Source organism: Streptomyces sp. SID11385 (assembly GCF_010548245.1).
Lineage (GTDB): Bacteria > Actinomycetota > Actinomycetes > Streptomycetales > Streptomycetaceae > Streptomyces.
On record NZ_JAAGLR010000206.1, the window covers coordinates 1 to 300 of the forward strand.

The 300-nt window shown below is 75.7% G+C and carries 1 pseudogene; it reads left to right on the top strand.

Annotated features, from left to right (window positions below):
• Positions 1 to 300, top strand: a pseudogene (locus G3I42_RS06345) (ABC transporter ATP-binding protein); the annotation flags it as partial.

Genomic DNA, 300 nt, shown 5'->3' on the forward strand with positions numbered 1-300 from the left:
CGCGTGACCCACCAGAGCGAGATCGCCAGGGACGGCTGGGCCGGTCTCGTCCTGTCCCTGCGGTCCTTCGTCTTCACGACGGCCGGAGCACTCGCCGGACTCGCCGCCCTCGCACCGCCGTTGCTCCTCGTCCTCGTCCCGCCCCTCCTCCTCGGGCTCGTCCTCTTCCTGCTCACCCTCGTGCCCACCGCGGCCCGGCAGCGTGCCCTCCTGGGCGCGGACGAGGAGTACGCGGCGCTCGCCGGGCACGCCGCCTCCGGCCTGCGCGATCTCGCCGCGACCGGCGGGGGCCACCTCGTC